Source organism: Cellulomonas sp. (assembly GCF_036279715.1).
Taxonomy (GTDB): Bacteria; Actinomycetota; Actinomycetes; order Actinomycetales; family Cellulomonadaceae; genus Cellulomonas_A.
In genome coordinates this window covers 1-2,586 of record NZ_DASUIR010000100.1, presented here as the reverse complement: position 1 = coordinate 2,586, position 2,586 = coordinate 1, and the positions used below count along the sequence as shown (strand labels likewise).

Annotated in this window: 3 protein-coding genes; all 3 read right to left on the bottom strand. The window is 72.7% G+C overall.

The window, feature by feature from the left end:
• Window positions 1–531 (bottom strand): hypothetical protein (locus VFW79_RS09760; RefSeq protein ID WP_329677112.1); only part of this gene is annotated, 531 nt, incomplete at its 3' end.
• A 139-nt stretch (window positions 532–670) separates the two neighbouring features.
• Window positions 671–1,636: an Ig-like domain-containing protein gene (locus tag VFW79_RS09755; RefSeq protein ID WP_329677111.1), complete on the bottom strand. Its 966-nt coding sequence runs from the start codon at window positions 1,634–1,636 to the stop codon at window positions 671–673.
• Between the two features lie 98 nt (window positions 1,637–1,734).
• Window positions 1,735–2,586, bottom strand: an 852-nt coding sequence (locus VFW79_RS09750; RefSeq protein ID WP_329677110.1) for a hypothetical protein, incomplete at its 5' end; no start/stop codon positions are given.

The following is a 2,586-nucleotide window of genomic DNA, read 5'->3' as shown; positions in this document are numbered from 1 at the left end:
GGGCGTCGAGAAGTACCCGAGCGCGGCACCGGCGGCGCTGAAGCACGTGAACGTCAGCGGCAGCGGGACGTTGACCCCACCGTTGGCCACGACGTAGTCGAGGATCGTCGGGTTCGTGAGGATGTCGACCCGGCTGTCGTTGTACGGGTGGCCGTTCGCGTCGACCTTCGCGCCGGACTGCGCGTTGATCGGGACCTCGTTCCAGTTCAGCGGGTCGACGCCCACCTGCGGGATCCGGATCCGCATCTGGCTGTTGGCCGTGTTCGCGGGGCACGCCGCGTCGACCGCGGATGACGCGAACGGGCGCGTCAGCCCGTCACCGCTGGTCACGACGTCCGCCGTCGTCGCGTTCGCCAGGCTGACCTTCAGGTTCGAGCCGTCGGGCTGCATCTGCACCTTGAAGAGGTAGAGGTGGCCGGACAGGAGGGAGCCGTTGTCGGCGGCGGACGCCGACCCGGCCGTCGCGACGGCAAGACCCGCCACGAGCAGGGAACCAGCCGCGACAGCGGCCAGAGACTTGGCAATGCGCATGAGTGAACCGTCCATTCCGAGAGCCCGATCGGCCGACGGCGTTGTGCCGCACGGTGACGATCTCGGAAGCACGTGAATGGGAATCGGCGGGACGATGTACGCAGGACGACGACGCCTCAGACCGCGGTCGCGTCGGGCCTCAGATCGCTGTGAAGGTCAGACGGGCGACGTAGCGTCCGGACGTGATCGAGGACGGCACGCCCGTGACCGCGAGCGTTCCGTGGATGCGCACGGTTCCGAGCGAGAGCCCGGCGGGATACCGCGCGAACACGCGCGAGCTGCCGAGGCCCGGCGCCCCCGGCCTCGTGTCGACGACCTGCACGAGGCTCGCCCGCAGCGCGTTGCCCGGTACCTGGTCCGCGGCGAGGTCGACCAGACCTGCCCGGGACGCGGCGAAGGAGCCACCGTCGGAGCTCACGAACCTGCTGGCCGACACCGACGCGGTGAAGCCCTGGTTGCCGCTCCGTGTGTCGGTGATCACGATGCGGTCGATCCGCGCACCGGCGGCGTACGTCGACGTGGACTGGTCGAGGTCGGCCCGACCGAGGTCGACCGGACGGCCCGCGGCGTACGGGGTCGTGATCGTGAGGGACCCCGACGGGATGGTCACGACCACGGACTGGGCCCCGACACTGTCTTCGCCGCCGTAGGCCGCCGAGACGGGTGCGGATGACGACGGTGACGCGTCGGACGTCCCGCTGTACACCGCGACCAGCAGGTGGGTCCCGGCGCCCAGCGCGTTGGTCGTGACCGACGCCACGCCGTGGTCGAGCGCGATGCTGCTCGCGACGAGGGACGTGCCGTCCGTGATCGTGACTGTGCCGCCCGTGACGGGCGCCGAGGCCGCGACGGCGACCGACAAGGTGACGGACTGGTAGGCCGGACCGGTCCGCGGCGTGACCGTCAGGCTCGTCCGGGTGACCCCGGGTCGCGCCGGACGGAGGTCGAGGTCGACGGGGCGCTGCGGGCTCGTGCCGACCGTGGCGACGCGCGCAGCCGACGCCGTGCCGACCGCGCCGGCAGCTGGCGCCGCCACCACCAGCGGCGCGAGTCCGGCGAGCGCTGTGCTGATCGCGACCGCGACCACCGATGTCGTGACCCTCATGTGCCTGGACCCCCGGAAGCCGAGCGACGCGATGTGGCGGCGGCCGCAGGTCGGGCCGGCAGCGCGCCACACGTCTCATCGACCGGGCGCGGCCCCGATCAAGAGGTGCGCGCCGACGAGCCCGCCAGGACCTCGCTGCGGTCCGCGACCCGACGCCCGCGAGCCACCACCCGCCGCGCCGTGCGTCGGTGACGCCTCACGCGGTAGGCCACGAGGCCGAGCAGCAGCACAAGCAGCGCGAGGGCTGCCCACGGGATCGCCCAGAGCTCCATGCTGGTGTGCACCGTGCCCACGCCGGGGTCCTCACCGGTCGCCGAGGGCAGCCCCGTCGCCGACACGGTCACGCTCTCGCGCCCGAGCGGCCAGACGCCGGAGACGGTCGTGGTCATGCGTACCTCGCTGCCGGGCAGGAGCTCGTCGACGCGGTCGGCGCTCGCGGTGCGGGGCTGGAGCCCGCCGGGGCCGGCGACCCGCACCTCGGGCTGCACGGCCATCCGGACGTTGCCCGTGTTGCGTACCGTGAAGGAGACCTCGACCGTCCCGGCCCCCTGACCGGCAAGCCCCCCACCCCTGTGCGTCGCCGTCACGTCGGTGATGGCGAGACCCGGACGGAGGTCCCCCGTGACCCGGATGTAGACACGCGCCACGACCCGCTGCTCGAGGTCGATCGCCGGCGTGTTGTCGCCCGCCTGGCCCGTCGCGACGAGCGAGCCGACGAGTCCGCCCACGTGGTCGCCGGGCTGGGCGTTCACCGGGATCGTCAGGGCGAACGGGACCACGGTGTAGCCGATGCCCGCGTCCTTGGTCTGCGCAGGGACCTGCAGGTTCCCGCCCGGGGCCGCGATGGCGATCCAGGACCCGGCGTCGGTCGGCGCCTGGTCGCGCGGCGGCACACCGAGTCCTGTGCCGTCGGACATGACCACGTCGCCCGCGTAGAGCTGCAGCCCGAT